Origin of the sequence: Metabacillus sp. Hm71, from assembly GCF_051842955.2 — a bacterium.
Classification (GTDB): domain Bacteria; phylum Bacillota; class Bacilli; order Bacillales; family Bacillaceae; genus Metabacillus.
Window position 1 is genome coordinate 2,091,420 of the sequence record NZ_CM200278.1, and the last position, 24,962, is coordinate 2,116,381.

23 protein-coding genes and 2 riboswitches are annotated in these 24,962 nt (G+C 36.2%); of the genes, 14 read left to right on the forward strand and 9 right to left on the reverse strand.

Features of this window, described 5'->3' with window-relative positions; genetic code table 11:
- Positions 1-127: 127 nt before the first annotated feature.
- Positions 128-907: an undecaprenyl-diphosphate phosphatase gene (locus tag ACSVDH_RS09830; RefSeq protein ID WP_439249294.1), complete on the reverse strand. Its 780-nt coding sequence runs from the start codon at positions 905-907 to the stop codon at positions 128-130.
- Positions 908-1,542: 635 nt separating this feature from the next.
- Here ACSVDH_RS09830 and sigI point away from each other — a divergent pair.
- Together sigI and ACSVDH_RS09840 are read left to right on the forward strand one after the other, a co-directional pair.
- Positions 1,543-2,289: an RNA polymerase sigma factor SigI gene (gene sigI / locus ACSVDH_RS09835; protein WP_299089329.1), complete on the forward strand. Its 747-nt coding sequence runs from the start codon at positions 1,543-1,545 to the stop codon at positions 2,287-2,289.
- Positions 2,286-3,482, forward strand: a complete 1,197-nt coding sequence (locus tag ACSVDH_RS09840) for an anti-sigma factor domain-containing protein (RefSeq protein WP_439249295.1) — start codon at positions 2,286-2,288, stop codon at positions 3,480-3,482. Before sigI ends, ACSVDH_RS09840 begins: the two co-directional genes overlap by 4 nt.
- A gap of 76 nt (positions 3,483-3,558) precedes the next feature.
- On the opposite strand, the gene ACSVDH_RS09845 is transcribed toward ACSVDH_RS09840, so the two are convergent.
- A complete protein-coding gene (locus ACSVDH_RS09845) occupies positions 3,559-3,759 on the reverse strand; it encodes an alpha/beta-type small acid-soluble spore protein (RefSeq protein ID WP_439249296.1) in 201 nt (66 codons plus the stop codon).
- 80 nt (positions 3,760-3,839) lie between these two features.
- Positions 3,840-4,574 carry a DUF1836 domain-containing protein gene (locus ACSVDH_RS09850; RefSeq protein WP_299089438.1) on the reverse strand — a complete coding sequence of 245 codons (735 nt, stop codon included), beginning with the start codon at positions 4,572-4,574 and terminating at the stop codon, positions 3,840-3,842.
- 152 nt (positions 4,575-4,726) lie between these two features.
- On the opposite strand from ACSVDH_RS09850, the gene htpX reads away from it, so the two are divergent.
- The 3 genes from htpX to ACSVDH_RS09865 all read left to right on the forward strand — a co-directional run bounded on the left by htpX (position 4,727) and on the right by ACSVDH_RS09865 (position 9,352).
- Positions 4,727-5,605 carry a protease HtpX gene (htpX, locus tag ACSVDH_RS09855; protein ID WP_439249297.1) on the forward strand — a complete coding sequence of 293 codons (879 nt, stop codon included), beginning with the start codon at positions 4,727-4,729 and terminating at the stop codon, positions 5,603-5,605.
- Between the two features lie 261 nt (positions 5,606-5,866).
- Positions 5,867-7,216: a TrkH family potassium uptake protein gene (locus tag ACSVDH_RS09860; RefSeq protein WP_439249298.1), complete on the forward strand. Its 1,350-nt coding sequence runs from the start codon at positions 5,867-5,869 to the stop codon at positions 7,214-7,216.
- A 120-nt stretch (positions 7,217-7,336) separates the two neighbouring features.
- Entirely contained in the window at positions 7,337-9,352 is a 2,016-nt protein-coding gene (locus ACSVDH_RS09865) for a penicillin-binding transpeptidase domain-containing protein (protein WP_439249299.1), read from the forward strand.
- Positions 9,353-9,790: 438 nt separating this feature from the next.
- Here ACSVDH_RS09865 and ACSVDH_RS09870 read toward each other — a convergent pair whose 3' ends face one another.
- Complete coding sequence (locus ACSVDH_RS09870; protein WP_439249300.1) at positions 9,791-10,126, reverse strand: DUF3905 domain-containing protein; 336 nt, start codon at positions 10,124-10,126, stop codon at positions 9,791-9,793.
- An 85-nt stretch (positions 10,127-10,211) separates the two neighbouring features.
- Between ACSVDH_RS09870 and ACSVDH_RS09875 the strand changes: the two genes are divergently transcribed.
- The 3 genes from ACSVDH_RS09875 (at position 10,212) to ykzE (ending at position 10,800) form a co-directional block, all read left to right on the forward strand.
- Positions 10,212-10,367: a hypothetical protein gene (locus ACSVDH_RS09875; protein WP_439249301.1), complete on the forward strand. Its 156-nt coding sequence runs from the start codon at positions 10,212-10,214 to the stop codon at positions 10,365-10,367.
- A 90-nt stretch (positions 10,368-10,457) separates the two neighbouring features.
- Positions 10,458-10,610, forward strand: a complete 153-nt coding sequence (gene ykzP / locus ACSVDH_RS09880) for a protein YkzP (RefSeq protein ID WP_299095077.1) — start codon at positions 10,458-10,460, stop codon at positions 10,608-10,610.
- Positions 10,611-10,614: 4 nt separating this feature from the next.
- A complete protein-coding gene (gene ykzE / locus ACSVDH_RS09885) occupies positions 10,615-10,800 on the forward strand; it encodes a protein YkzE (RefSeq protein WP_299095079.1) in 186 nt (61 codons plus the stop codon).
- A gap of 76 nt (positions 10,801-10,876) precedes the next feature.
- Here ykzE and ACSVDH_RS09890 read toward each other — a convergent pair whose 3' ends face one another.
- On the reverse strand, positions 10,877-12,643 hold the full coding sequence (locus tag ACSVDH_RS09890; RefSeq protein ID WP_439249302.1) for a B12-binding domain-containing radical SAM protein: 1,767 nt from the start codon (positions 12,641-12,643) through the stop codon (positions 10,877-10,879).
- 206 nt (positions 12,644-12,849) lie between these two features.
- Positions 12,850-13,875 (reverse strand): acyltransferase family protein, encoded by a 1,026-nt coding sequence (locus ACSVDH_RS09895; protein ID WP_439249786.1) that lies wholly within the window; start codon positions 13,873-13,875, stop codon positions 12,850-12,852.
- Positions 13,876-14,210: 335 nt separating this feature from the next.
- On the opposite strand from ACSVDH_RS09895, the gene ACSVDH_RS09900 reads away from it, so the two are divergent.
- Entirely contained in the window at positions 14,211-16,403 is a 2,193-nt protein-coding gene (locus ACSVDH_RS09900) for a PAS domain S-box protein (RefSeq protein WP_439249303.1), read from the forward strand.
- A 306-nt stretch (positions 16,404-16,709) separates the two neighbouring features.
- Here the strand turns inward: ACSVDH_RS09900 and mtnA are convergent, their stop codons facing one another.
- From mtnA to ACSVDH_RS09915, 3 genes are all read right to left on the reverse strand, one after another.
- Entirely contained in the window at positions 16,710-17,762 is a 1,053-nt protein-coding gene (gene mtnA, locus ACSVDH_RS09905) for an S-methyl-5-thioribose-1-phosphate isomerase (RefSeq protein ID WP_439249304.1), read from the reverse strand.
- Positions 17,763-17,786: 24 nt separating this feature from the next.
- On the reverse strand, positions 17,787-18,980 hold the full coding sequence (mtnK, locus tag ACSVDH_RS09910) for an S-methyl-5-thioribose kinase (RefSeq protein WP_439249305.1): 1,194 nt from the start codon (positions 18,978-18,980) through the stop codon (positions 17,787-17,789).
- A 98-nt stretch (positions 18,981-19,078) separates the two neighbouring features.
- Positions 19,079-19,237: riboswitch (SAM riboswitch) on the reverse strand.
- Positions 19,238-19,375: 138 nt separating this feature from the next.
- Positions 19,376-20,164: a carbon-nitrogen family hydrolase gene (locus tag ACSVDH_RS09915; RefSeq protein WP_439249306.1), complete on the reverse strand. Its 789-nt coding sequence runs from the start codon at positions 20,162-20,164 to the stop codon at positions 19,376-19,378.
- A gap of 102 nt (positions 20,165-20,266) precedes the next feature.
- Between ACSVDH_RS09915 and ACSVDH_RS09920 the strand changes: the two genes are divergently transcribed.
- From ACSVDH_RS09920 to mtnD, 5 genes are all read left to right on the forward strand, one after another.
- Complete coding sequence (locus ACSVDH_RS09920; RefSeq protein ID WP_439249307.1) at positions 20,267-21,442, forward strand: pyridoxal phosphate-dependent aminotransferase; 1,176 nt, start codon at positions 20,267-20,269, stop codon at positions 21,440-21,442.
- Between the two features lie 83 nt (positions 21,443-21,525).
- A riboswitch (SAM riboswitch) is annotated at positions 21,526-21,634 on the forward strand.
- 203 nt (positions 21,635-21,837) lie between these two features.
- Positions 21,838-23,079, forward strand: a complete 1,242-nt coding sequence (mtnW, locus tag ACSVDH_RS09925; RefSeq protein ID WP_439249308.1) for a 2,3-diketo-5-methylthiopentyl-1-phosphate enolase — start codon at positions 21,838-21,840, stop codon at positions 23,077-23,079.
- Positions 23,076-23,738, forward strand: coding sequence for a 2-hydroxy-3-keto-5-methylthiopentenyl-1-phosphate phosphatase (locus ACSVDH_RS09930; protein ID WP_439249310.1), 663 nt, complete (start codon positions 23,076-23,078; stop codon positions 23,736-23,738). The genes mtnW and ACSVDH_RS09930 overlap by 4 nt, the downstream gene beginning before the upstream one ends.
- Complete coding sequence (locus ACSVDH_RS09935) at positions 23,735-24,364, forward strand: methylthioribulose 1-phosphate dehydratase (protein WP_439249311.1); 630 nt, start codon at positions 23,735-23,737, stop codon at positions 24,362-24,364. Before ACSVDH_RS09930 ends, ACSVDH_RS09935 begins: the two co-directional genes overlap by 4 nt.
- A gap of 48 nt (positions 24,365-24,412) precedes the next feature.
- Positions 24,413-24,949, forward strand: coding sequence for an acireductone dioxygenase (mtnD, locus tag ACSVDH_RS09940; protein WP_439249312.1), 537 nt, complete (start codon positions 24,413-24,415; stop codon positions 24,947-24,949).
- Positions 24,950-24,962 lie beyond the last annotated feature (13 nt).

Below are 24,962 nucleotides of genomic sequence, written 5' to 3' on the forward strand. Positions count from 1 at the left end.
ATGTGTAGTAATAGATACCAAAAAATTCCGGTATTAAAAACGAAGGGTCTTTCCCTACACACAATATAGAAGCTTGAACTAGTAAAGCTTCATATAAAGTTGGGGATGACCCTTATAAATAGGCATATTAAAAAATACCTAACAGCTGCAAGGTTATAATGAGAGTGCCAAGTACCCAAACATATACTGCAAATATTTTTAAGGATTGCCGCTTAACAAAGGAGATCATGAATTTTACGGCAAGATAACCAAAAAACGCAGAAGCGAGGGTTGCAACAAGCATCGACAACAAGCTGATTTGTGGGACATCGCCTGAAAAGACATCCTTCAACTGAAAAATTACTCCGCCACATATTGCAGGTATTGAAAGTAAAAAGGAGAAATAGGCGGCTGCCTCTTTGTCCATTTTCCGAATTAGTGCACCAACGATTGTCATACCAGATCTTGAAATCGCTGGAAAAATAGCAAATGCTTGAAAGCTTCCGATAAAAAAGGAGTCGAAAAAGGAAATGTCGTCTATTTTCTTCGCTCCATTTTTTATTGAGTCCGCGAACCATAAAAAGATGCCTGTTAATAGAAATTCCCAACCAATTGTCACACCTGTTTTTGAGATTTCATCAAAGAAATCACTAAATAAAACACCTGCGATCACTGCAGGGATTGTTCCAACAATAAGTAATGCTGTTGGCCTGCTAAATGGTTTTTTCAATAAATTGATTAGGATATCTTTGTAGAAAACAACTAAGGCAATAAGGGTACCAATATGGAGCATTGTATCGAGATATAGACCTGCTTCCTCTAGCCCGAAAAGTTTTCGTCCGAGATAGAGATGACCGGTACTACTTATGGGAATGAACTCAGTGAGTCCTTGTATGATCCCTAGAATAATGGCTTGAAGCCAATCCATTTCATCATCCTCCTATCCAATAAACAAGGGTTGTCTGTTTACAGAATATGTAGGATGACTGGGATACTAGAACTTAATGGATTAAAATGTTCATGGTATACAGATTTTTTTAGCAGGAGCATCTCGGTTCCCTGAGCAAAGTTACTTATATGAACAGAAATGATAAAAAAACGACTCGATTTATGTAAAAACGATAAGTTTTATGTCAAATTCGTAACAGAAAATAGGTATAAATTCTTACGTTTCACTTTTTTTTGATTATACACCCTTAATAAAACAAATTGATTCGAAACAATGTAGTGAAAAGGAAAATTTATTGGGGGGATAAAAAAGGAGATGGTAAATGAAACAGTGAAAATATACGATTAGAGTAAGGTTTTTTTGATATGAAATTTTTAAATTTCCATTTTTCTTGTTCGATCTTTCGTTCGATTAGACTATAAAATAAATTTATTTGAAAAGTTGAAGAATGTTGTTCTATTTTTATGCCATAGGTATAAAGTATGAAATTTTGTAATAATTGTCTTCATTCTGTAGAAAACTAGAAAGGTATTTTCATATTTCTTCCTTTGCGAACCCTATGTAATTTAGCTATGATAAACAAAGTAATATAGGGGAAACAGAGGTGAACCTCAATGCTTAGCCTTTTGTTTGGACTAGGTAAGAAAAAACGTACACTAGAAGATACCGTTCTTTTGATTCAACAAGGTGATAAAGAGTTACAAAATCAATTAATAGAACAATATAAACCGTTTGTTGCAAAGACGGTTTCATCCGTTTGTAAACGATATATAAATGAAAATGATGATGAATTTAGTATAGGTCTAATTGCATTTAATGATGCTATTGAAAAATATTCAACAGATAAAGGCAGTTCATTGTTTGCTTTTGCTGAATTGGTCATTAAACGTAAGGTAATCGATTATATTCGTAAAGAAGTTCGTCATCCTTACACAGTCAATTTTGAACTGCAGGAGCATGAAGAGGGTGAATTCTCTCAAAGTAAAATTGAATCTGATTTATCAATTGATGAATATACGAAATTGATTGAGCAGGAGCATCGCAGAGAAGAGATTGCCTATTTTCAGCATTGCTTAAAAGATTTTAAACTAACATTTGCTGAAATTGTCGAACAATCTCCAAAGCATTTTGATGCAAGACAAAATGCCATTTTAGTTGCGACCAAATTAGTAGAAGATGACGAATTAAGGGAATTTCTTTTCCAAAAAAGACAGCTTCCTGTAAAACAACTTGAAGCGAAGGTTGCAGTAAGTCGAAAAACAATTGAGAGAAATAGAAAATACATTATTGCAATGGCTATCATAATGTCAGGGGAATTTGTCTATTTAAAAGAATATATTAAAGGGGTGCTACATTCATGAAAAGAGGGGTCGTCGTAGAATATAATGATGACTTTGTTACACTACTTACCCCAGATGGGCAATTTTTAAAAGCTAGCAATAAAGAGGGTAATTACGAAATTGGAGAAGAAATTTCTTTTTTCCCTTTAATGGATAAACGTGAAGAGGCAGCTACGAGAGTATCAATAATGAAACAACGAAATCTATTGGCATATTTTCAATCTCGTAAGGTAAGGATAGGCACTTTATCTGTTTTGGCAATCATGTTATTTATGATCAGTTTTATTCCTTTTTTTAATCAGGATAAAGTGTATGCCTATATGTCAATTGATATTAATCCCAGCTTTGAAATGGCTATTGATGATAACTTAAAGGTTATTTTACTAGAACCATTAAATAAAGAAGCCGAAATGCTTATTGACCAACTTCCTGAGTGGGAAAACAAACATTTTCAGTTAGTGGTTGATTCTATCGTAGCAGAATCTAAGGAAAAGGGCTACGTTTATCCAGGCAAAGAAATTGTAATTACTACAGTTATAAAGAATGAGGATAGTAAAAGTAATACAAAACTATCAGAAAATATCGAAGAGATCCGCACCTCCTTTGAACATAAAGCAATTGAAGTGAAAGCAATTGAATCTGACATTGATACGAGAGAAAAGGCTCAACAACAAGGAATATCTACTGGTAAATACCTAGAGCTGATTGAGAAAGATAAAGCTCCTATTGAAAGCAGTGGTGAGCAGATTGATAAACAGGATCAAGATGAAAAGAAAGCTGCAGCAGAGCAAACAATAAGTGAAACAAACCAACAAGCTACACCTGGAAACAACCAATTATCTAATTCAAAAGATGCCACGGTCATTACAAATAATGAAAAAAATGTTAATAAAACACTAGATATAAAAAATGTAAAGAAAGAGAACCCTTCACATAAAGAAGTTAACATAAATCGTAACAACAAGAATAATCAAAACAATAATGAAAAAAAAGATCAAAAACAAGGAAATGATGACTGGGAAGACGATAATGATGACCAGGTAGACGATAATCAGGACGATGAAAATGAGCGGAAAGAAAATCCTGATCAAAATAATAGCGACGATATAAAAGAGAAGAATTGGAAAAACAAAAATAATAAAGAAGAAAATAGAGATAAAAAGCAAAAGAAAGAAAATAAAAAAGACCGGGACGATGATAATGATGATGATTAATCATCATGAGAAATGGTCCAGACTAAATATAGTAAAAAAGGCTGATTAGGGGAATCAGCCTTTTTGCCATATTTTTTTATTCGGTTCTTTGTCCGTTCAATTGTGATTGAGCCTGAGCTACTAAACGTTTTGTAATTTCTCCTCCAACAGACCCATTCGCACGTGAAACAGTATCTGATCCTAATTGAACGCCAAATTCACTAGCAATTTCATATTTTATTTGATCCAGAGCTTGTTCGATCCCTGGAACAAGTAGCTTATTACTGCTTCTAGTCATAAAAAAACTCACTCCTTATTAGAATTAAAAAGCTGATAGTTGTATCTCTACGTTTATTTTTCAGCTTTAATCATAAGGTTTCATTTACGAAGATTTTCTATACTGGTAATGTTTAGTTCATCAAAATGGGTATTTAAATATACCTGTGCCCTTGTTTGGAAATGGGAAGCTAATACAGATAAAACGGTAACGACCAGTACATTTCTAATTTTTAACCATTCTTGTTCTGAAAGCTCAGAAAACCGCTTTGACATAGCATTTATTATATCAACAATTCTTATTTCCAACTTTTGATCATTTAAGCTTAACGAAGGCAAGGTTTCAATGGAATCGATGACGTCAGCATATATTTCATAAAAGGTAATTGGACTAATTAAGTCATCACTACGATCTGATAAAGTATTAAAAACAACAATTAAGAGCTTACGTATTTTTTCAAATTCGAAAACTGTTTTTAAATCTTTGACAATTAATAGCATAGCCGCTTGATCAATTGAATATTTTTTACCAAGCTCTGGTGTCCCAATCAATTCTTTAACATCTCGTTTAATCCAGTTTTGAATCGATGTTGACTTGAGTGAAGTAAGCTCACATAAATTTGCCAGTGCGACAATCTCATTTGTAGATAGTCCATATTCTTGATTGCTATTGCGCCTTTTGTTCGATTTAGATAAAAATGAAGGAATTTCCATCTCATTTATCATCGTAGTACCTAATGCTTGCTTTACAATATCTATAGGAAGGTGGGTAGACACTCCCTTTAATGAATATAATAACCTTGTCATTTGTTTACGCGTTAATTGAATGGTCATGATGTGACACCCCGATCAATTTATAATTACAATCGTGAAGCTTCCAATGTGAAGCGTTTTGTAAACATCCTGAATATTTCTTGAAATGTAGTGAAAGAGTATCTATAATTTTATTATAATATAAGTTCAAAAGAACTTGAAATATGGAGGTTGCCATGGCCAAACGTATTTTTCTTTTTCTGTTAGCTAATATTCTCGTGTTAACAACGATTGGGCTTGTTTTATCATTATTAAATGTTTCACCTTATCAGTCTGTAACCGGTCAAATTGACTTAGTAAATCTGCTTATTTTTAGCGGAGTAATTGGGTTTACAGGCTCTTTTATGTCATTAGCCATGTCCCGTTGGATGGCGAAAATGATGATGGGAGTAAAGGTGTTAAATCCCAAATCATCACTCTCACCATTTGAACGGGATTTAGTGGAAAGAGTTCAACGATTATCAAGAGCAGCGGGATTATCAAAAATGCCCCAGGTAGGAATTTATCAATCTCCAGAAGTAAATGCATTTGCTACAGGACCTTCTAAACGTCGTTCCCTTGTTGCTGTATCAACCGGTCTATTAAATGAAATGGATGATGACGCCATAGAGGGTGTTGTAGCCCATGAGATTGCACATATTGCAAATGGAGATATGGTGACGATGACCTTGCTTCAAGGGATTGTCAATACATTTGTGGTCTTCCTGGCCCGTATTGCTGCTTGGGCAGTATCGAGGTTTGTAAAGGAGGATCTTGCACCAATTGTTCATTTTATTGCCGTGATTATTTTCCAACTTGTCTTTTCCATACTAGGAAGCCTTGTTGTTTTCGCCTTTTCAAGATATAGAGAATACCACGCAGACCGTGGAGGGGCAGACTTAGCGGGCAAGGATAAAATGATACATGCATTACGTGCGTTGAAACACTATTCTTCACGTGTTAGGAATGAGCAATCCTCATTAGCTACCTTGAAAATTAATAGCAAAAAAGGGATGTCCTTATTTTCTACACATCCTGATTTGGATGATCGTATTAGGCGTTTAGAGGCAAAATAATTATAACTTTTTCAAAAGGGTCTGACCTCTCTTACATGCACCAATATATGGAGCTTTCGATAGCTTAGTTCCTATATATTGTGTTTAGGAAGGTCTGACCCTTTTGTTTTGTGAAACCCCTCTTATTTATCTAATTTTGGCGTCCAACTTTAAAGTTAAAAAACTCTTTAAATTTATGTGTTTTTTCTTTAAGATAAAGGGAATGGTTAAATTATGTGGCATTATTAAAGTTTAGAAAGAAATGTAAGGAATGAATGAGAAATGAACAAATGGAAGCTTCGGCTGCAAGCATTAACACCCGTACAATTGATTGTATCTTATTACTTCATAGCAGTTACAGTTTCAGTCATTTTATTAAGCTTGCCCGTCGCACATAAGCCTAGGGTGGAATGGACATTTATTGATGGGCTGTTTACTGCGGTAAGTGCAGTAAGTGTAACCGGATTAACCTCCATTTCACCAGCTGAAACATTTAGTGTAACAGGCATTTTTATTCTCATATTTGTTCTCCAGTTCGGAGGGATCGGTGTCATGTCTCTCGGTACGTTCGTATGGTTAATTATGGGGAAAAAAATTGGTTTGAAAGAACGACAATTGATCATGGCTGACCAAAATCAGCAAAATTTATCTGGGATTGTTAAATTAATTAAGGAGATAATTATTTTAATCCTTCTGATTGAATTAACTGGCGGACTGATATTAGGAGTCTACTTTCTGAATTATTTTGATACATGGCAGGATGCATTTTTGCACGGTATTTTTACCTCTGTTAGTGCAACAACAAATGCCGGCTTTGATATTACCGGGCAGTCAATGATTCCTTTTGCTAATGATTACTTTATTCAATTTATTGTCATTATTCTAATTATCCTTGGGGCAATTGGATTTCCGGTTTTAATTGAAGTAAAGGATTTTTTGTTCAATAAACAAAAGCGTTACAGATTTTCATTATTCACAAAAATAACATCGATTACTTTCTTCTCTTTAGTTATCGGTGGTACAGTTGCCATTGCATGTTTGGAATATGCCTATTTTTTTAAAGGGATGAATTGGCATGAAACGTTTTTCTATTCATTGTTTCAATCCACCGCGACCAGAAGCGCCGGGTTAGCAACAATGGATGTAAGTATGTTCAAAGAAACAACCATCCTTATTATGTGTGCATTAATGTTTATTGGCGCTTCTCCGAGTTCAGTTGGAGGAGGAATCCGCACGACAACCTTTGCATTAAATCTCTTGTTCCTTTTTCATTTTGCCAGAGGAAATAAATCCATTAAAATTTTTAAACGGGAACTTCATGAGGAGGATTTAATGAAATCGGTTGTTGTGACAATGTTTGCTTTCTTAATTTGTTTTTTGGCAGTTGTCATCTTATCGATTACAGAACCATTTTCATTTACGAAAATTTTGTTTGAGGTTTGTTCAGCCTTTGGAACAACTGGACTTTCAATGGGAATTACTGCAGATCTTAGCACAGCAGGAAAGATCGTTATTATGATATTAATGTTTATTGGAAGGGTTGGAATACTTACCTTTTTGTATTTATTAGGAACAAAGGAACGAAAAAAGGACAATTACCATTATCCAAAGGAAAGAATAATTATAGGCTAGTTATAGAAAAGATTGATAACCGCCGTTTTCGGTGATTGTCAATCTTTTTTTAGCGGAATCACTGTTCCAAATAAGCTATTATGCTATACTTTATTGGGACAATATGTAAGGAGGGTGGATATGAAAAAAATTTATATCATGATGACACTGCTTATCACAGTTTTAATCTTAACTGCGTGTTCTGAAGCACCAACTGCAAGTGAACGCTTTTCTGCATACATAAAACTATGGAATGATCAAAAGTTTTCAGAGATGTACGATATGCTGACAACAAATACAAAAGAGAAGATAACCAAAGATGACTTTGTTAACCGTTATAAAGATATATATGAAGGTATTTCAGCAAAAAATCTGAAGGTTACTTTTGATCAGCCTTCTGAAGAAGAAAATCAAGAAAATCAAACAGATATTGTATACCCTTTCTCTCTATCAATGGACACTCTTGCAGGGAACATTTCATTTGAACAAGACGTTCAGCTGCAAAAGGAAGTGGGGGAGGAAGGGGAAAATTGGTTTATTTCATGGACTCCGGCAATGATTTTTCCACAGCTGGAGGAAGGTGAGGAAGTAAGAGTTTCAAGTACACCAGCTGTAAGAGGACAAATTTTTGATCAAAATGATAAAGGTCTTGCTGTAAACGGGATCGCATATGAAATTGGAATAGTGCCAGGAGAAATTCATGAAAATCGTAAAGAGGTACTTGGTAAGGTTTCAAAATTACTCGATCTCAGCACAACGGAAATTGAAGAGAAGCTTAACCAAGCATGGGTGAAGCCAGATTTATTCGTGCCATTAAAAAAGATTGATCCTGCCAATGTTGAACTCTTTGATCAACTGATTGCCATCCCTTCCGTTCAAAAGAAAAATGTTGAGTCAAGACTTTATCCTTTAGGTGACGCAGCAGCACATTTAACTGGCTATATTGGAGGCATTACGGCTGAACAGCTTGAAGAATTAAAAGGTAAAGGCTACAGCAGCAACTCAATGATAGGTAAAGCCGGATTAGAGCAAGTGTATGAGGATCGGTTAAAAGGAGAGAACGGCTATAAAATTTACATCGATGGCACTGATAAAATAATCGCCGAAAAGCAGCCAGTAAATGGAGAAGATATTAAGCTTACAATTTATAATGATCTGCAAAAAGCGCTTTATGAGAAATTAAAAGGTGAGGCAGGGACTGCTGTTGCCCTGCATCCGATAACAGGCGAAACATTAGCGATGGTAAGCAGCCCATCCTATAATCCAAACGAGTTCATTTACGGCATTTCACAAGAAAAATATAATAACTTAGCTAATAACCCGCTCAATCCATTAATGGCGAGATTTAATAAGACATTTTCTCCAGGCTCGTCGTTAAAGCCGTTAACTGCTGCAATTGGACTTGAAACAGGTGTACTTAAGCCAAGTGATACAAAGACCATTAAAGGTGCTACCTGGCAAAAGGATAGCAGCTGGGGAAATTATTTTGTGAGACGTGTTTCTAGCAAAGTAGAAGATGTAAATTTAGAGAAGGCGCTTATTTACTCTGATAATATTTTCTTTGCACAATTAGCATTAGACATCGGGCCTGATGAACTTGCAAATGGTCTTAAAAAGTTTGGCTTTGAGGAAGAAATCGACTTTCCTTTCCCAACAAACAGCTCAACAATTGCGAATGATGGACTGTCAAATGAACAGCTATTAGCGGATTCAGGTTTTGGCCAAGGGCAAATTCAGATGAGTCCACTGCATTTAGCTGCCGCTTATACAACCTTTTTGAATAATGGAAATATGATAAAGCCATATTTGGAAAAGAAGCCTGAAGCAAATGCAACGATGTGGAAAGAACAAATAGTAGCCCCTGAGCATGTTGAATTATTGTTTCATCATTTAGAGCAAGTCGTACAAAATCCAAATGGAACTGCTCATAAGCCGCAAATACAAGGTCAGAAACTGGCCGGTAAAACGGGGACAGCTGAGCTTAAGCTTTCAAAGAATGACGAAGAGGGAAAAGAGAATGGCTGGTTTGTTGCTGTAAATAGTAATGAACCGCAGATGTTAATTGCGATGATGGTGGAAGACGTAAAAGCAAAAGGCGGCAGTCATCATGTTGTGCCAAAGGTTAAGGAAGTATTTAAAACATTTAATAATGAATGAAGAGTAGGCTGACGAATTGGGTCAGCCTTTTTATTCGTTTACCAGGAAATTATAAAATTCATTGAACTGTGGATAAGCACTGCGACATCCAGCTCCGAAGCACAGGATGTGCAAGTGCAGTCAGTGCGACAGGACGTCGCGTTTTTGACTGCCAGCGCCTATCGCCTATCAACTTCAGATCATCTCCCTGCGATAAGTCAACATCGGTTCGCTTCGCTTACCGTGTTTCCTTTATCTCAGTCGATGCTCCTCCAGTTTGTACGGCGATGACCAAGCCGCTTGCGCTTTTGTTCAAAGGTAAGAAAGTATAAAATTTTAACCTAGTTTTTGTGTCTAGCTCCAGCGCCTAGCCACTCATGAATTGAAGGCAAAATACGCCTTCTATTCATGAGCGTCTTATGCTTGTCGGGGCTGAGCAAGGCGCTTGCGCTTTTCTTATTAATCACTGCCATATCCTGCATCTTTATCGGGATGCATAAACGGAACTCCTTGAGGTTTTTTCATTTCTTCAATCAATGCACGATTTTCCGGTGTGTTCCAGCCGATATCATTTGTAGGATGCACCCATTGATCACCTGACATAATCGCCGGGTCAATATCATCACTCCACTGATTTAGCGGCGACTCTTTCGAATCATAAAAGCTATCTCCAATTGTTACGCCATACTTATTAACAAAAGGTTTTTTCATGTCAATTCCCATATCCTTCCAGGATGGAGAGGTTATTTGATGTGGCATGGTTTCATTAAGCGACATGTTTTTCGTTTTTGGCATTGTGCTCACCTCCTTCTTAGTATTCCATTACATAATTTGAATATGAAAATGAAAAAGTAAAAAAGAAAAGAGGTGAGTTTTACTTATGGAAAAGCAAAGCAAATTTCCGGTTGCTAATTTATCAGAAACACAATTAGCAACATTACAACAAATGGAGTCAAAGCTTCGAGAGGAAATAGGTGAAGAGATTGTCCTTATTGCCTATGAGCATAATGAGCATAATGAGCATAATGAGCATTAAGCTTTTCCCTTTTACTACCTGTGTTAGGCTGATTGAAACAAGGTAAAAGTAAAGATGTAAATCCTAAATAATGACTTGAGGTGATTTGTGATGAAAAGAAAAGCAGCAAGAAATCAAGCAGTAAAACATAACTTTACACCAACAGAAAGCCTTCCGGATTCAGAGGTTGCAGAAATCAATGATGATCAGGATCAAATGAAGGGTGCAAATCGCAATTCCAAAAAAGGAAAGCAAGGGAAATAAAAAGATGACAAAAAAACATATGAAAAGCAAAGAGATGAAAAACCATAAAAAACCAATGCCAATGGACCTCTTGCAGGAAGAATTTGGTCATGAGCTTGGAGATGTTAATGCTTCGCAAATATATGGGGTCCTTGAAGGAAATAAAAACAAGGATAAAAAAGAGGGGAAAAATAAAAAAAACCGTAAATAGATGTTGGTTTAAAAGGGGTTTGTCTCAAAAAAGACAGACCCTTATAAAAGATCTGTCCTTCTTGAAACAGGTTCGTTTAGCTTACTTTTGAATCAAGTTCACTGGAAGATGCTGTATAAACAATTGTTGATGATTGGATTGGATCATAATGAACAAGAATGAGTGATTCCTCCTCAATCAACTTACCTGTTTTTACATAATGTTTTATATTAAATGGAATTGTTTCAAGAACCGTATGTTTAAATAAATCCTTTTCTGATAGTTGTTTACCTGCAAATTCATCTCCTAAAATAAGAGGATGATCTAATATCGAATGGTAAATCTTGCTTCTCTCTTGCTTTGATAATGTGTCTGGCCACCACGGTTTACGGGGCTTATATTTTTGATTTCTGAGGTAATCATATTTCATAAACCCGCTTACAATGTGCAATTCCTCAATTTTTTTATGATGCAGGAAATCGTATAGATGCTTATACAAATCCTCTAATTGGTGACCAATTCTTGACCAGCCGCTTTCATCCCAGTAGGTTCCAAATTGCTGAAAGAAGTCAAAAGGTGTTGCAAAAACGTGTGATACTAAATATTCGATCGTTTCATCCATACGATGATCATTCCAATACTTTTCTAAAACATCCTCAACTTGTTTAATTTTAATAATATCTTCAAATGTAAGAACATTGTTCTTTAAAATTTCATATGGTGAATGATCCATATAGACATAACCATGGTCAGCGGCGCGAAGACGTAATCCTGTTCCTCTTAACATTTTTAGGAAACCAAGCTGAAGTTCTTCAGGCCGCAGTTCAAACACATCATTAAACGTCTTTTTAAACGAATGATAATCCTCTTCAGGCAGTCCGGCAATCAAATCTAAATGCTGGTCGATTTTTTTGCCTTCCTTAACCATGGTGACGGTTCTTGTAAGCTTTTTAAAATTTTGCTTTCTCATGACAAGTTCATTCGTTGCATCGTTTGTAGACTGAACACCAATTTCAAAACGGAACAATCCTTTTGGAGCATTGTCATTTAGAAATTGAATAACTTCAGGGCGCATAATATCTGCAGTAATTTCAAATTGAAACACAGTTCCCGGTTTATGCTCATCAATAAGGAATTGAAACATTTCCATTGCATAGCTGCGGCTGATATTGAAAGTACGGTCAACAAACTTAATCGTTTTTGCGCCATGCTCCATTAGAAAACGAATATCATCTTTGATCTTTTCGCGGTCAAAATACCTAACACCAACTTCAATTGATGATAAACAAAACTGACAGCTAAATGGGCAGCCGCGACTAGTTTCAATATATGTGACCCTCTTTGAAAGATGGGGCAGATCCTCTTCAAAACGAAAAGGGGATGGCAATTCCTTTAAGTCGACTTTATTTCGTTGAGGTTTTATGTGAATGCTGCCGTTTTCGCGATAAGCAATTCCATTCACATTGGCAAAATTTTGTTCATTGTGAAGCTCGTCCAATAATTGTTTAAACGACTGTTCTCCTTCACCAATAATAATAAAATCAACCTCTGGAATTCTTTCCATCCATTCTTTTGTGTCATATGTGACCTCAGGTCCGCCAAGAACTATTAATAAAGAAGGATTAATTTTCTTCATCATTTTAATGACTTTAATCGTTTCTTCAATATTCCAAATATAGCAGCTGAACCCTAATAATTCAGGTCCTTTCCGATACAGATCTGTCACGATATTCATGGAGGGGTCCTTAATTGTATATTCTGCAAGCTCAATGTCATATTCTGGGGCCGCATATGCTTTTAAATAACGGATTGATAAGCTTGTATGGATATATTTTGCATTTAATGTTGATAAAACGGTTTTCATTGGGATTAACACCACTTCTAACATTTATTTTTAAGATTTTCATATTTATCATGCGATCAAAATCTTATTGTATCATAATCAAGAGAAAAAACGAACTTCTGATAATGGAGGAGTATCCATAGTATGGAAATATATACAGGAATCATACCAATCTATATAAACAAAATTAACATAAAAAAGAAGAGCAAGGCAGTGCTTTGCTCTTCCTAATTAGATTTTGAATTCATGGCTGTAAAGTTCTTTATATAATAATTAAAGGTAGACGCTCGCAATTCGATAATTGGCTGTGTTATAGCTTTCACGATTTTTGTTGAAAGAGTGGATGTTAAAAGAATCGATAAAATAATCAGCAAGGTAATGCTTTGGAAATCTTTCATCCAATCTAATAATTCACTATTTCTCATATATTGTACGATGAAGCCGTGAAGCAAATAGACGTAAAAGGTTCTTGTGCCCCATTCTGTAAAAAATGCATGTGTTTTTGGAATTAGTGATAAAAAGCTCAACGAAGTAATCAACGTTAAACTATAAAAGCCCAGGCGAATTATCGCACTAAATACGGATGGATCACCAAAGTGAGAATATGACTTTGATCCGAACAGCCATTCATAATCAAAATCAAGATAAAAGTAAGAGATAAATGTCACAATTAATAAAAAGCTTGAAAGTCCTCTTACAGGTGCCTTCGTTATGAAGGTAAAGTGTTCACGTTTTAAATAAAAGCCTATTAAAAACAGAGGGAAGAAGACAAATGTTCTTGATAAGCTTAAATAATTACTAATGAACTCAATATATCCAACAGCTAAGCCGATCGAAAATGCCAGGAATAGTGCCCAACTTGCAGGAAGTTTTGTAACCGCAAATAAAAGAACATTCCAGAAAAATAAACTGATTAAGAACCATAAAGACCAATGAGGATCCAATGGATCAAGAACAAGGGCATCTTTTTTTTCAATGAAATAATAATACACTGAATAAATCCCTTGAAAGATCAGATATGGAAGAATTAATTTCTTCGTTATTTTCTCAATGTAACCCTTTTTTCTAAATCCCTTTGCAAAATAGCCGGAGATTAAGATAAATGCCGGCATATGAAAGGTATAAACGAATTTATATATATTCATAAGCATTTGGCTGTCATCAATAAAGGATCGAATGATATGTCCAAAGACAACTAAAATAATCAAAAAGAACTTAGCGTTATCAAAGTAACTATCACGATTTTTCATAATTTCACCTTTTCTTTAGAGATTGGAATAAAAGTGGAAGCGCCTTGACCACAAAAGCAATCCACTAAGCCATCCTTCTCTTTATTCCCAAGTAGTTCTTTATTAAACTATCATTCGTAAAATGAAATATATTTTATTAGGGGTGTAACGAAAGTGTAATCCGAATGTAAGATTGGTTATAAAATCAATGGATTCTCTCATACACCAACATCTATCATAATTATTTTCGAAAAAAAAGCAAACATTTTTTTTTGCATTTTGACGGAATGTGAAGGACTATGATAGTCCTTGTAGAATACTTGAATAGTGAAGATTGAGGTAATTAGGGGTGAAAAGATTTGAAGCAGACGATGGAGGAAAACGAAATCGTTACGATGAGGGAAAAAGTGGCAAAGCTAACGGCTGAAAATGAAATGCTTAAAGCGAAGCTTCTTCAACATGAAAGTATTTTAGAAGGTGCACTTGATGCTGTTGCCATTTTTGATGAACACTTGAAATTTATTGATGTAAACACTTCAGCCTGTCATTTGTTTCAGTTAGAGAAAAACGAGTTATGTAAACGAAAACTAGATGACTTTCTTTCACTCATTCCCAAAAAAGAAATGAAACAGCTGATAGATGAATTATATAATGACCATACACTTGGGAAGGAGCTTGTTGTAAAACTAGATAATGGACAAGTAAAGTTTATAGAAATTTCCATACGGAAGCATGCAATTAACGGATATGACCTAGCTATGCTTAAGGATGTTTCATTTAAAAAAATGCTTGAACGGGAAAGGACAATAAATGAGCAGCTATTTAAAGATTTGTTTCACCGGGCGGTAGATGGGATTGTCATTTTTGATCAGAATGGAGCATTTATTGATGCAAACGGATCATTTTGTACAAGCTTTGAAATTTGCAAAGCTCAATTAAGTTCATATGTACTTAATGATTTTATTGATACACAAGATAACAATAAATTAGAAAAGTTATGGAAACTTTTGAAGGAAAATGGCAGTGCAAAAGGTGAGCTGCCGGTTGTGTTGAAAAATGGAGATAAGAAAATTTTTGAATTCACAACTACTTCAAATATTATCAATGGTTTTTATATGGCGATAATGCGTGATATTACGGAAAAGCGTTCAATGGAAATGAAGCTTTATAAAAGTGAAGAACGCTTTAGGGAGATTTTTGAAAATGCCATTGATGCTATTATGATTTGGCGGAAGGATGGGCAAATACTTAGAGTAAATCAGGCCGCAAGCAGAACGTTTGAATTGCCGGAAGAGGAGCTGGTCACCAGGAATATTCTTGACTTTATTGATCAATCCTCATTAACTTTTGCAAGAGTAAAAAAAGAATACTTTCAGACTGGAGCAATTAGGGAGGAATTGCTTTTTCATATGCCTAATGGGCAAAATAAGGAGTTGGAGTTCACCTCAAAAATGGATATTTCTGAAGGGCACCACTTAACGATTTTTCGAAATGTCAGTGAACGAAAACGAATGGTGAAGGTACTTAGAGAAAGTGAACAGAAATTCCGCAAAATTTTTGATGGGGCAATGGACGGAATTGTCTTATTTAATAATGACTTTGAAATTATTGAAGCAAATCCTACAGCGATGCGAATACTTAATTTAACATCTGAAGGTTTGATCACCTTTAATTTATATGATTTGTTATTTTCCAACACGAAAAAAGGCGGAGTTATTAAGAAGGATTCGAATGAGTGGGAAGAGACACTGCAGGAAATTACGTATAGATTCGAAAATGGAGAGGAAAAAATACTCGAATTTACCTTAAAAAACAATATTAATGAAAATATGAATTTGGCAGTATTTCGGGATGTAACGGAAAAAAGGGAGTTAGAAGAGCAGCTTAGAAAATCGGATACTTTAAATGTTGTTGGAGAGCTTGCTGCAGGAATTGCTCATGAAATAAGAAACCCAATGACGGCATTAAAAGGGTTTATCCAGCTTCTAGAAGGAAGTGTAAAAGATGACTTTTCAATGTATTTTAATGTGATAACATCTGAATTAAGCCGCATCGAATCAATCATTACAGAATTTTTAATTTTAGCAAGACCACAAGCAATAAAATATCTAAAAAAAGATATTGGCATTATTATGAAGGAAACGATTGATCTGCTGAATGCACAAGCCATTCTTGTTAATGTACAGATGAAGTTGAACGTAGATCCTGACTTGCCATTAATTTATTGTGAGCCAAATCAATTAAAACAGGTTTTTATCAATATTTTAAAGAATGCAATCGAGGTAATGCCTAAGGGCGGACAAATTGATGCTACAATAAAAAGGAAAGATAAAGATCATCTATTAGTATCGATAAAAGATAGAGGATCAGGTATTTCGGAAGATAAAATAAAAAGACTTGGACAACCGTTTTATACAACAAAGGAACGCGGTACTGGCTTAGGGCTGATGGTCAGCTATAAAATTATTGAGGAGCATCGCGGAACAGTAGATGTTGAGAGTGAAGAAGGGAAAGGTACAACTTTTCATATTACACTTCCTATCAACCAATAGCCAACGAAGGAAGGTAAGCCTTAAAAAGATTCAACTTGTCACAATTATGACCCGACAACATATTATTTGAGTAAGAGAAAAAAGTTGCATTCGGTAAAGAAAGGGGCAAGTTCTATGTGGCTATATAAACGTCCAAAAAAGGTGTATTTCTATGCTTCCTTATTTTCCAAGCTTCAAATCATTTCAGAGACTGAGAAAAACCAATTACTTGAAAAGTGGAAGCAATAGGGAAAAGTAAGAGAAACGAGAATCAAGATATGAATCGAAATAACCTTAGCCCTGATAGCGGACTAAGGTTTTATTTGTTTACCTATTGAATAGTTGTGTAATTTCTTCTTGATAATTATCTGATATAATGCCTTTCTCCGTAATAATTCCCGCGATTAAGTTGTTAGGAGTGACATCAAAAGCGGGATTAAATACCTTTACGCCTTCAGGTGCGATTTGAACTCCGTTAAGCTCTGTTACCTCTTTAGGATTTCGTTCCTCAATAGGAATTTGCTCACCATTAGCAATAGAAGGGTCAAATGTTGACAAAGGTGCAGCTACGTAAAAAGGGATGTTAAATGCATTCGCTAATAAAGCTAAATTAAAGGTTCCAATTTTATTTGCTGTGTCACCGTTTGCTGCGATGCGATCAGCACCAACGATGATAGCAGAGATATTTTTCGATTTAATCGTGTGAGCCGCCATATTATCAGTTATTAACGTTACATCTACGCCAGCCTGCATTAGCTCCCATGTGGTTAAGCGTGAACCTTGAAGAACCGGGCGTGTTTCACAGGCAAAAACTTTTAGCTCTTTGTTTTGCTCTTTTGCTAAATAAAAAGGGGCAAGAGCTGTTCCGTATTTTGCTGTAGCAATAGAGCCGGCGTTACAGATGGTCATAATTCGATCACCATCATTAAAAACAGATAGTGCATGCTCACCAATTAAACGGCAAACCTTTTCATCTTCAATTTGGATTTGAATGGCCTCTTGGACAATCCGTGTTTTTCCTTCGTTAATTGATTTGACATCCGCAATGCATGCCACCAATCGGTCCAATGCCCAAAACAAGTTGACAGCAGTAGGTCTTGAGCTTGCTAAATAGTCCCGTTTTTTCTTAATCGTAAGTTTAAATTCCTCAATTGTCTCTGATGAATCCTGCAGGGCTGCTAATGCCAGACCAAATGCGGCTGTGATTCCGATTGCAGGAGCACCTCTTACTTTTAAAGTTTGAATAGCATCCCATACTTCTTCAACCGTTGTTAGATCAAGGTATTCTGTAACATGAGGGATGTTTTGTTGGTTTAATAGAGAAATAGATTCATCCTTCCAAATAACAGAACGAGGAATCGAAAAGTCATTTAATGCCATTTGTAATACTCCTTCATAAACTGATTATTGTTTGACGGTTTCTTTGACAAAATCAATAAATTGCTCAGGTCTTTTTATTGTTTTTTGATTTTTTATCAGTTCGCTTCCGAGTGTTAGAGCAAATTGTTTTGTAGCAATTTTTCTATCATATGGCTGAATGGTATCCAGGTCTGCCACATGAGCAAGGCCGATTGTACGGCGAATGATTTCGCAGCCTGCAAAACCAACCGACTCTTCGAAAATTTCTGATAATACATATTCTAAATAGCCATCAACCTTCGTATAGATTTCAAGGCCATCCTTTTTCCAAGCTGTTGTAAATTCTTCAACGAAAACATTCCACGTTGTAATGAGATGATTGAGGAGCACATCCTGTTTTTCGCTATGCCGTGAGATTGCATTCAATAGAAAATTACCAAAAACTTGACCGACGTCAAAACCGATAGGTCCAAAGTATGCAAATTCAGGATCAATCACTTTTGTTTCTTTTTCGTCAGCAAAAATACTGCCTGTGTGTAAATCGCCATGTAAAAGGGCTTCAGCTTTTGTTAAGAATTTTTGTTTCAGCTTTGCTACCTCTAACTTAAGCGCCTCATCCTGCCAAATCTGTTCAACATCCTTCTGAAGTTCGGGTTCATACTCATTTGTGTCATGGTCAAAAAATGGATCTGTAAAGACAAGGTCTTCAGTAATTTTACAAAGATCGGGATTAATGAATTGTTTAACCAATGATTTTTTTACATGCTGATCTGCCCCATAGTCTGATGTGTAAAACAATGTCTTTGCTAAAAATTCCCCAATATGCTTTGAAAGAAGCGGCAAATCCTTGCCTTCTATTAACGCAGCTCGGGAAATTTGCAGATGTGACAAGTCTTCCATGATCGTAATGGCAAGCTTCTCATCAGAGTAAAAAACCTTTGGAACATATTGTGGAACAAATTCACCTTGCTTTAAGAGAGCATAGGTTTCAATACGAGCCCGGTCCAATGTTAATGGCCAGCTTTCACCGACAACCTTTGCATATGGCAGAGCTTGTTTGATAATAATGCTTTCGTTTGTATCGATGTTTTTTACCTTGAAAACGAGATTTAAGTTTCCATCACCGATCTCATTGCAGGTTAGGTTGCTTTTTTCATCAAATAATTGAAGACGCTTTGCTAGGGCAATAGCCCCGTTTTCTGTTAATGGTTCATAGCCGGATGATTTTACAGCACACATAATAAATACCCCCAAATAAGTTTGATTGTTGGAGGCTTTTCTCTAAAATAAGAAAAGCCTCTTTCGTATGAAAGAGGCTTGAAGACTTCGCTTCGCACCTCTCATCTGTCAGAAAGATATTCTTTCTGATGGAATTAGCACCGTGCCCTACTGGATAAACTCCAAGGTGAATGTATATCACCCCATTTTGCAATGGTAGTATGGTCGGTTGCTGCGGCTTCATTGGGCCAAGTCCCTCTGCCAACTCTTGATAAGAGATCAATCTTGTTAAACATTATGAAGTTAATGTTTTAAAGTTTGTTATTTTTAGAACATTTAACATTTTAAGAAAAATAGAACGTTTGATTAGCATCTTACCAATGATTTATTAAATTTGTCAACACTATTTTCAATAATCAATGATAAAATTCAGGTAATCTGTCATCAAAGACAGGGATTTTGCTTCTAACGGTTTTAACCATTTCAGCATCGATCGCTGCAGAGATGGAACCGGCTTTCTCGTCAGCTTCTGCAATCACTGTTCCCCATGGATCAATAATCATAGAATGACCGGCGAATTCATTATTTGGATCAGAGCCGGCGCGATTACAGGCTACAACATAGCACTGATTTTCAATTGCACGGCTTAATAGCAGTGTTCTCCAGTGATGGAGTCGCAGCAGCGGCCATTCTGCTACGACAAATAATACTTCTGCACCTCTTGTTGTATGGGCGCGAATCCATTCGGGAAAACGAATATCATAGCAGATTACACCAGCACAATGTATGTCAGCAATGTTAAACAAACCTTTTTCAGTTCCCGCTGTTAAGTAATGATGTTCATCCATTAATTTAAATAAATGGAGCTTACTATATTCGTTAACCAATTCCCCTTGATGATCGAATATGTACATCGTGTTTGTTATTTGATCTTCCACCTTTTTGGCTACAGAACCTCCAACGATGTTAACTCGATATTTTTTCGCAAGTTCACTAATGAATTTTCTCGTTTGTTCGCCGTTTTCATCGGCAATTTCATCTAAACGCGTTAAATCATATCCCGTCGTCCAAAGCTCAGGAAGAACAATAATGGATGGTTTTTCTTTTTCAATAATCGATGCCACTTTTTCTTCTACTTGTCGATAATTAAAAGATGGATCACCAAATTTAATATCTAATTGTATGCAAGTTATGATAGGTTTCATTTAAATCACACCTTCATTTTAAAAATTTTACTTTACAAGTTGATTCTAACAATATATGATTTGTGACTAGAATTTCAAGAATTTTTTGAGTAGGTGTTAAAAATGAAAAACTATGAACAATCACATCTATTAAAGTCATTGCCAAAGCAATTTTTTGCTAGCCTAGTTGCAAAGGTTAACAAAATAGTTGAACAAGGACATGATGTGATCAATTTAGGTCAAGGAAATCCCGATCAACCCACACCAGATCATATTGTTAAAGCGATGCAAAAAGCGGTTGAAAATTCGGCTTACCATAAATATTCGCCTTTCCGGGGGCAGTTGTTCCTAAAAGAGGCGGTTGCAGCCTTTTATAAACGGGAATATGGAGTGGAAATCGAGCCGGAAACAGAGGTGGCAATTCTCTTCGGGGGAAAGGCAGGTCTTGTTGAGGTTCCGCAATGTTTATTAAATCCTGGTGATATTGTACTTGTACCAGACCCGGGCTATCCTGATTATTGGTCAGGTGTTGAGCTTGCGAGAGCAAAAATGGAAATGATGCCGCTCATTAGTGAAAATCAATTTTTACCTGATTATCATAGCTTGTCGAAGGAAGCGGTGAAACAAGCAAAACTGATGTTTTTAAATTATCCAAACAATCCAACCGGGGCTACTGCTACAAAGGAATTTTTCGAAGAGACAGTAAAATTTGCGGGAGAGAATGATATTTGTGTTGTTCATGATTTTGCATATGGAGCTATAGGATTTGACGGTAAGCAGCCAATGAGCTTTTTACAAACAAAAGGAGCAAAAGAGGTTGGAATTGAAATCTATACTTTTTCAAAATCCTTTAATATGGCAGGGTGGCGGATTGCGTTTGCTGTCGGAAATCCTTCTGTTATCGAGGCGCTCAATCTTTTACAGGATCATCTGTATGTCAGTGTTTTTAGTGCGATCCAGGAGGCTGCTGCACATGCTTTATTAAGCTCTCAATCATGTGTTGAAGAGTTAAATGTTCTTTATGAATCACGAAGAAATGTTTTTATAAAGGCGTTGGCAGAAATTGGTTGGGATGTAACGGCTCCAGCCGGTTCTTTCTTTGCTTGGCTGCGAGTGCCAAGTCAGTTTGAATCATCAGAGGCTTTCGCTGATTATTTATTAGAGAGGGCGCATGTTGTTGTTGCGCCCGGGATCGGTTTTGGTGAACATGGTGAAGGCTATGTAAGGATTGGTCTTTTAACTTCTGAAGAAAGACTGGCGGAAGCTGCTGAGCGAATAAAAGCTTTAAACCTGTTTTAAAAAATCATTATTGACAGTTGGAAAATGTTCTGTCATAATCCTTAGTAATTTCACAAAATTTAATGATTATTATGAACGTTTCGTTCTTATCAAGAGCAGGTGGAGGGACTAGCCCTATGAAGCCCGGCAACCGACTTAAGATGGATTTAAGCACGGTGCTAATTCTTGCAGCATTATGCTGATAGATAAGGAGATATGCTTGTTATTCATGCTTGTAACAGCCTCTTCGATATCTATGAGTATCGAAGAGGCTGTTTTAGTTTGTATACAGCCATAATTGTTCAAGAAATAGGAATTGTTTTAAGAAGCATGCCTTTATAAAAAGTGGTACTATAAGAATGATAAATAAAAAAATTCAGAAAATCTAAAAGTGTTTTAAGAAAGTAGGGTTTTAAGTGAGTGAAGTAATTGCTACTTATCTTGTTCATGATGCTAAAGGAGATTTAAATAAAAAAGCGGAAGGGATTGCTTTAGGTTTAACAGTCGGGTCCTGGACAGATCTTCCATTGCTTGAGCAGGAACAGTTAAAAGCACATAAAGGTCGAGTATTAGAAGTCGTGCAACTAGAAAATTGTGAAAATACAAATCACTATTTAGGGAAACGTGTTACGATTGGAAAGCTGAAAATTGCTTATCCTAGTTTAAATTATAGTCATGATCTTCCTGCCATTTTAACGACTGTTTTTGGCAAGCTTTCACTAGATGGAGAAGTGAAGTTAATAGATTTAGAATTTTCAGATGAAGTCAAGAAAGCTTTTCCTGGTCCTAAATTTGGTGTTTCTGGGATTCGCGATTTACTTGGTGTCTATGACAGACCTCTGTTGATGAGTATTTTTAAAGGCGTGATTGGGAGAGACCTTACGTATTTGAAGGAGCAGCTAAAACAGCAGGTATTAGGCGGCGTTGATTTAGTCAAGGACGATGAGATCTTGTTTGATAATCCGTTAACACCTTTTGAAGATAGAATAATCGCAGGTAAAGAGGTGTTGCGAAATGTCTTTGAAGAAACAGGCCACAAGGCATTATATGCAGTCAATTTATCTGGAAAAACATTCGAATTAAAAGACAAAGCAATGCGTGCGGTTGAGCTTGGGGCGAATGTGTTATTATTCAATGTGTTTGCCTATGGTCTTGATGTGCTGCAAAGTTTGGCTGAAGATCCTGATATTTCGATTCCAATTATGGCGCATCCAGCTGTAAGCGGAGCTTCAACAGCTTCAAGTCTTTACGGCTTTTCAAGCTCGCTTTTGCTTGGAAAACTTTTGCGTGTCGCTGGAGCAGATTTTTCTTTATTTCCGTCTCCGTACGGAAGTGTTGCATTGGATCGTGAAGAAGCGTTAGGTATTGCTGCAAATTGTTTACATGAGGAAACATATAAGCAGTCATTCCCTGTACCTTCTGCCGGCATTCATCCGGGACTTGTACCACTCTTAATCCATGATTTTGGTAAAGATTCAGTGATTAATGCAGGCGGCGGAGTTCATGGGCATCCAAACGGAGCAATAGGAGGCGGACAAGCATTTCGTGCGGCAATTGATGCTGTGCTCTCTGGGGTTTCATTACATGAAGCGGCAACGGAAAGTGCAGATCTTAATCTTGCCATTGACCTCTGGGGTGCAAAAGAGGTGAGCAAATGATCAACAAAGCAATTATCTGTGATTTTGATGGAACGATCACGGAAACGGATAACATTATTGCGATCATGAAAAGATTTGCGCCTCCTGAATGGAATGAGCTTAAAGATGATGTTCTTTCACAAAGGATATCTGTAAAAGAAGGTGTAGGCAGCATGTTTAAGCTGCTGCCATCTTCATTAAAAAATGAGATTATCGAGTTTATTTTAACTCATGCAAAAATTCGTTCAGGATTTGAAGAGTTTGTCCAATATACGAAAGATAACCATATTCCTCTATACATCGTAAGCGGGGGAATTGACTTTTTTGTTTATCCGCTCCTTAACGGTTTGGTGGATGAGAAACAAATTTATTGTAACAGAGCGGATTTTTCACAGGAAATGATCCAGATTGAATGGCCGTATAGCTGTGATGAAACTTGTAAAAATGATTGCGGCTGCTGTAAACCTTCTCTTATTAAAAGGTTAACAGATAATGAACAAGGCAAAATAGTCATTGGCGATTCAATAACAGATTTACAAGCTGCAAAGCTGGCAGATCTCGTGATAGCAAGGGATTTATTATTGGAAAAATCGAAAGACTTACAGCTGCCACATCGAGCGTTTACAACCTTTTATGATGTGATTCAAGTGTTAGATTCCCTTGAGGAGGTGAAAGCATGAGCCTATTGGACCAAAGATGGGAAGAACTTGCTGATATAAAAAGAGTGTTAGCTAACCGTGATTGGTTTCCTGGTACTAGTGGTAATTTAGCCATAAAGGTTGATGATCACCCCCTCAGCTTTCTTGTAACAGCTAGCGGGAAGGATAAGACGAAGGAAACAAAAGAGGATTTCCTGCTTGTAGATGGCCAAGGTCTGCCAGTTGAGAACACTCATTTAAAGCCTTCTGCAGAGACACTGCTTCATGTAGAGGTTTTTAACAAAACAAATGCTGGGTGCAGCCTGCATGTTCATACAGTTGACAATAATGTCATTTCTGAACTTTATGGTGACAAAGGATGTATTACGTTTAAAGGGGTAGAAATCATTAAGGCATATGGATTGTGGGATGAAGATGCTGAATTTACCATCCCAATTATTTATAATCATGCACATATTCCAACCTTAGCCGCTGAATTCACGCAATTTGTAAACGAAGATGCTGGCGCTGTTCTAATAAGAAATCATGGAATTACTGTATGGGGAAGAGATGCATTGGAAGCTAAAAAATACTTAGAAGCGAGTGAATTTTTGTTTTCCTATCATTTAAAGCTGCTCACCTGCAAAAACCTTATGCTGAACAAATAGTTAATCCTGATTAATATAACATATTATTTAAAATGGAGGAGAAGGAAAATGGCAGTGATCAAAGTTAGAAATACAAAAGAAGTGATTCAAGGTCATGATAATGTTTTAAGCTTCTTAGAAAAACAAGGTGTATTATATGAACATTGGGATATAAATAAACTTCCGGCTGCTTTAAAGGATAAGTTTGTTTTAACTGATCAAGAAAAAGAAGAAATCTTGACAACTTACAAAGAAGAGATTGAAGATTTAGCTGAGAGAAGAGGATATAAAACCTGGGATATTGTTGCATTATCAGATGCTACGCCAAACTTAGAGGACTTGCTCAAAAAATTTGAACAAGTACATACTCATACAGAAGATGAAGTTCGAGCTATTACTGCCGGACATGGCATTTTTATCATTAAAGGTGATGAAGAAACAGGCTATTTTGATGTTGAGCTTGAAGCAGGGGATGTCATTTCTGTACCTGAAGGAAATCCACATTTCTTCACATTGATGGACGATCGCCAAGTTGTAGCTGTTCGGCTATTTATTGAAACAGAAGGATGGGTGGCGCACCCTTATCAAGAAGAAGTTAATAAATAATTTTAAAAAGCGT